Annotated in this window: 4 protein-coding genes and 2 pseudogenes; 4 read left to right on the top strand and 2 right to left on the bottom strand. The window is 42.4% G+C overall.

The window, feature by feature from the left end:
* Positions 1-264: pseudogene (locus tag ACFPYJ_RS15105) on the bottom strand (IS110 family transposase); the annotation flags it as partial.
* Positions 265-749: 485 nt separating this feature from the next.
* On the opposite strand from ACFPYJ_RS15105, the gene ACFPYJ_RS15100 reads away from it, so the two are divergent.
* Positions 750-1,259 carry a DinB family protein gene (locus tag ACFPYJ_RS15100; RefSeq protein WP_379188980.1) on the top strand — a complete coding sequence of 170 codons (510 nt, stop codon included), beginning with the start codon at positions 750-752 and terminating at the stop codon, positions 1,257-1,259.
* 942 nt (positions 1,260-2,201) lie between these two features.
* On the opposite strand, the gene ACFPYJ_RS15095 is transcribed toward ACFPYJ_RS15100, so the two are convergent.
* A complete protein-coding gene (locus ACFPYJ_RS15095; protein WP_379188979.1) occupies positions 2,202-3,113 on the bottom strand; it encodes a DMT family transporter in 912 nt (303 codons plus the stop codon).
* Positions 3,114-3,660: 547 nt separating this feature from the next.
* Between ACFPYJ_RS15095 and ACFPYJ_RS15090 the strand changes: the two genes are divergently transcribed.
* From ACFPYJ_RS15090 to ACFPYJ_RS15080, 3 genes and pseudogenes are all read left to right on the top strand, one after another.
* Entirely contained in the window at positions 3,661-3,969 is a 309-nt protein-coding gene (locus ACFPYJ_RS15090; protein ID WP_379188981.1) for a S26 family signal peptidase, read from the top strand.
* 177 nt (positions 3,970-4,146) lie between these two features.
* A pseudogene (locus ACFPYJ_RS15085) lies at positions 4,147-4,341 on the top strand (transposase domain-containing protein); the annotation flags it as partial.
* A 328-nt stretch (positions 4,342-4,669) separates the two neighbouring features.
* A partial coding sequence (locus ACFPYJ_RS15080) for a hypothetical protein (protein ID WP_379188977.1) occupies positions 4,670-4,902 on the top strand: 233 nt, incomplete at its 3' end.

The raw sequence follows: 4,902 nt of genomic DNA, 5'->3' as shown, positions 1-4,902 counted from the left end.
CCAGGTAGTGCTTTCATATGCTGAGCATTCACCACTAAAAATTCAATGCCTTCAGCTTCAAGCAGATTACAATAGGCTTCCAAAATACCCCTGTGCTTTCCATGGCAACGTGAGTACATTCGTGCTGTTTAATCCAATCCATTAATTGTAATAAATATTAGTTGAAAACGTTTGAATCTCCTTTCCCTTAGACGTTAGAATGCATGCCGTTATGCTATCCTTATGAATATCCATACCGCATGCCCGTTCAATGACGACTTCCACCGAAATACATCCTCTCAACGGCTAAATTAGACAGAGGCTGGTGCAACAACCAGAGTAGGATTAATCTCCCATGAGTGCTTCCCGAGAGGGAGCGACAATCTGTGATGCACCGTGGCCGCCCAAGTCAGACTAACGGATGGGCTCTATAGCACCATAGCTTATCGACCTTCCTCTCCCAGCCCTAAGAGAGTCTTACCCATTTTCATCATCTGTGGTGCAGCGCTTGCGCTGCATGTATGGCTAACGGGTACGATAGCGCAATACTGAAGGGCTGCCGAGCGGCAGTCCTTCGTTACGCTAACTGGCAGTTAAGCGTGGCGACCAACCAACTAAGTGGTTGCTTACTCTCAATTGTTAGAAGGTAAGTTCTATTCTTTCGCGAATTCATTAGATATGCCGAAGTTACGAATTTCGCAAAAAAATTGCGGTAGAGCATTGGAAAGAACATTTTAGTTTTCTATATCTTCATAGAAAGGTGATTACGCATGAACCAAAGACCGTCAGAAGAAGAATACGCCGGGGACGCCGGCGAGTATATCCGGTTGGTGCCGGAAGGCAACATCATCGACATTCTGCTCGCCCAGGAAAAGCAAATGACCGAGCTGCTGGCATCGTTGACCGAAAGCCAGAGCGCCTATCGGTATGCGGAAGGAAAATGGACGCTGAAAGAAGTCGTGGGCCACATCGCAGACAGTGAACGCGTCATGTCCTACCGCTTGCTCCGATTTGCAAGAGGGGATCAGACGCCTCTGCCCGGTTTCGACCAGGAATTGTTCATTCCTCCTTTCGGAAGCTGGACAACCGCTCAATTGGCCGAAGACTACCGGGCCGTACGGCAATCGACGATCACACTGCTGCGCGGGTTACCGACGGAGGCGTGGTCCCGCAAGGGCAAAGCCAACAACGTAAGCATTACGGCGCGCGCCCTCGCTTACGGCATGTCAGGACACGAGCTTCATCACATGGGGGTCATCCGAAATCGTTACTTGAGTTAGTCGTCCTTACTTTATGGCACCCTTCCCGCCTCGTTCATAGACTGATATGAAGAGAGGACAAGACGGGTTGAAAAAACAGCAGCGATTGGTTGCTGACTGGAGTTTTGTCAAAAAATGAATAGCCAATAATAATCTCAAACAAGAAGAAGTCATTCAACTAACGGGTACGTTAGTTGAATAGAGACTCGAGAAAGGCTGCCACAGGGAGCCTTTCACGGGCAGGATACTTCCAATAATACATCGAATATTACTTTTCTAAACAGCTTACTATTGTTATGCATATCGATGGGGACAGCACTAGAATTGAAGGATAACTCTCCTGGAAACGAGAAGTGGAGGTAACATTGTTGGAAAGGAATTTCTTTCATCATCTGATAACACAGTATGTAATTACTTTGTTTCCCCCAATGGTAGCCGCTCTTATGTTTGAAGTTAACCACTACATAACGAATTTTTTTGAGGAGTTCGTTGGCTATTCAGTTGGAATAACTGGATTAATCCTTATGGGTATCTTATCATCGTTTCTCCAAAACGAATTAATTGTTTCGTTAATTTTCTTGGTTATAAAGATTTTTGTTTTATATCCATTTTTCGTGATTATGTACATAAAACTAAGGAGAGTCAGATGGCTACCTGTTATGATTAGTTCGCTTCTCAGTGTATGGGGAGTGATTTTTGGTGTTTTTTGGATGTTTTCTGCAATGCAGTGAATTAAGTCACTGAACTAACGGGCACGTTAGTTGAAATACCATCGAGAGTAGGCGAGCTGTGGCTCAACCTGCTCTTTTTATTCAATTAACGGAAACGAACTGCAGCCGGATATGTTAGCATCGGGAAAATTGGTGAAGCAATGATCTTTTTGAAATTGCAGAGATACAAGAATCGACTAAAAATAAAAAGGACAGTCCACAATAGGAAATTGTCCTTTTTGCGTTGTTAGGGTCAATGCTGTGAATGAGTCACTTTCTGAACCTGCTTTAATGCTGAAGATTTGTGATTGACCAGATAAATACTTAAACCGATCAAGATAAGCCCGATGACCAGATTGATGGTAAAAGGCTCCTTCAAAAACAATGTTCCGCTGAAGACAGCTATGAGCGGTACAAGAAATGTATAGGATGCGACTTGACTTGCATCTCCGGTTTTTACGAGCTTGAAATAAACGGCCCATGAGGCTATAATCCCGATCAAAATGCCAAATACGAGACCCAATAAATAGGGAACGTTCCATACAATGCTTGTCCATTTCTCCGTCATGGAGCCTGCCCCTGAGAGCACGATTCCCCCAAGTAAGAATTGTAAAGCAACAAGCCAAAGGGAATCGACACGATGACCTTCTTTTTTAATATAAACAATACCGAGCGCCCAGCTTATTCCGGCACCCAATGCAATTATGATACCCACTACGGCAATATGTCCGGAGAAACCTCCGGCACTGACTGTGACAACACCCATGAAACCGATAATCAGTCCTGCCAGCTTTAAAGCGGTCATCGGCTCCCCAAGCCACATCCAGGCGAAAATACCTACAAGCACCGGTTGAAGATAAATCAGAACAGAGAACAAGCCGGAAGGCATGTGCAATAAACCGACCGTCTGCAGCCCAAAGTATAATACGACATTGAACGCGGCGGAAATGAGATATACCTGATAATTTTGTTTCCAGCGAATAAGGTGCCTTCTTGGGAATAACAAGACGGTGAGAAGCAAACCACCCAACAGTGTCCGCATTCCGGCGAAAAGAAGAGGAGGCGTATAGTCTAGCGCTATTTTATAAATCGGCCAGGAGGCTCCCCATACGATAACGAGAAAGGCTATGAGGCCAAATGATTGAAGGCGTGACAATTTATTCATAATATATCTCTATTTCTCCTTAAATCAAAATTCAATAGGAACATCATACTCCTCTTGATTTCATATCACAACAACAATGATAAGGAACAACAGAAATTGCTGTGAAAAGCTGTATGCGCGGAGGGAATTTACTGAAGTCATTCAACGGGCACGATAGCTTAAGGGGCTGCTGGGGCAGCTCCTTAAGCTTTTTCACAAAATCAGGAATTTTGTACAGATGTACTGCTGGGCATTGAACGGGCAGGATAATACAATAATTTCACAAAACAGTTGGAATTTTTTGGGTGTTAGAATCTTACGGACGTATAATATAAGAAGTAATGAATTATTAAAGAAAGGAGATGTAATTTTATGAAAATGACAATTGCTTTTTTTGTAATTGTGCTGATACTTACTGGGTGTGCCAACAATTATTCCACCAGTACAATTACTGATTCCTCCACTAAGTCTGTAACTCATTCGATAAACAAAGGCGATCTGCAACCTGGTCAGATTATTTATCATCATGGTCACGATAACATGGATAGAGGCAATCATAACTTAAGATATTGTTTATTATCAACCTCCCGATGAACTAAAGGAGAAGATGGGAGAGTATGATATCAGTAGAGTGATCGGGCTGCCTGGTGAAAAAGTAAAAATTAATCAAGGGCAGATCTATATAAACGATACGCTGCTTGAAACCTTTTATGGTAGAGCACATCGACTAGGTTCCGATGTAAACGAGTTGAAAAATTCTTTAAAACGTAGTGATTTAGCTGTCGAGTCCATTGACGTTTCTCGCAGCACGCTCGGCTACGAGCGTGCTGCGAGAAACACCGAGGGGCTTTTTTGCGGTCGGGGAGAAATCGCATAGCTAGCTGAAAGCCTCGCATGACTGCTAACATTCACCAAAATGAAAATATGTTTAATTGAGAAAAAGATATGTTATGATGGTGTCAAATAATCTGACAAGAGGGTTTTCATATGAAAAATTGGTTCGCTAAATCGTTGAGACGTAAGCTGAGCGTGCTGGTTTTGCTATCCATTTTACTCCATCATGTATAGTGTGGTTGAAACGGCAAAAGAGAACGATTTGAGTCCCTATCATTATCTTCGCTATTTGTTTGAAACGCTACCAAATATGGATCTAACAAATAAAAAAGAAATAGATAAAGTCTTGCCGTGGTCATCTAGTTTACCCTCGGCATGCAGAGTACCGATAAAAAGTGAAGCAAACAAAACATAGTCCCGAAATACACCATCCATGTAGTATTTGGGGGCTACTTAACGTTTACTGACCCATATTCTGTATACTACAGGGACAGCTAACTTGTCCCCATGTCCCAAAAACATTGTTAGGTTTTCTTACATAATAGTTGACAAGTTTATTTAAACCTATTAGTCTTTTAAATAGTACAAATAAAAGGAAGGGTATCCATTTTATACCCTTCCCAATAAAGGACTAATAGGTGTATTGACGATTATCCAATAGGTAATTGTTGATACATTAATATTTTATAAGGAGGAATTCATAATAACTTTTTTTTAAAAAAAACTTTAGGAGGTTTTTTTACATGAAGAAGATGTGCAAATTACTGTGTTTGGCTTTAGCTTCCTTATTAGTATTACCGACAGTCTCGTTTGCTGACGAAACAGAAAACTCCACATTTGATATTACAGAAACAACAATAGCGGAAGTACATAAAGCATCGGCTGTCCCCGCGTTCGCCGAAACCTCCGGCGATTCGCAAAAGAAGGAGCTGGTCTACTTAGCTCCCGACTACTCCGCCGGTGACCTCACCGGTGA

This window comes from Paenibacillus solisilvae, from assembly GCF_042656405.1.
Taxonomy (GTDB): domain Bacteria; phylum Bacillota; class Bacilli; order Paenibacillales; family Paenibacillaceae; genus Paenibacillus_Z; species Paenibacillus_Z solisilvae.
The sequence above is the reverse complement of the archived record's forward strand: the minus strand, read 5'-3'. Positions and strand labels throughout refer to the sequence as shown.

What these genes read in the sequence shown, in the direction of transcription:
- ACFPYJ_RS15100 (WP_379188980.1), top strand. Translation starts at nt 750, where the DNA reads ATGAACCAAAGACCGTCAGAAGAAGAATACGCCGGGGACGCCGGCGAG.
- ACFPYJ_RS15095 (WP_379188979.1), bottom strand. Translation starts at nt 3,113, where the DNA reads ATGAATAAATTGTCACGCCTTCAATCATTTGGCCTCATAGCCTTTCTC.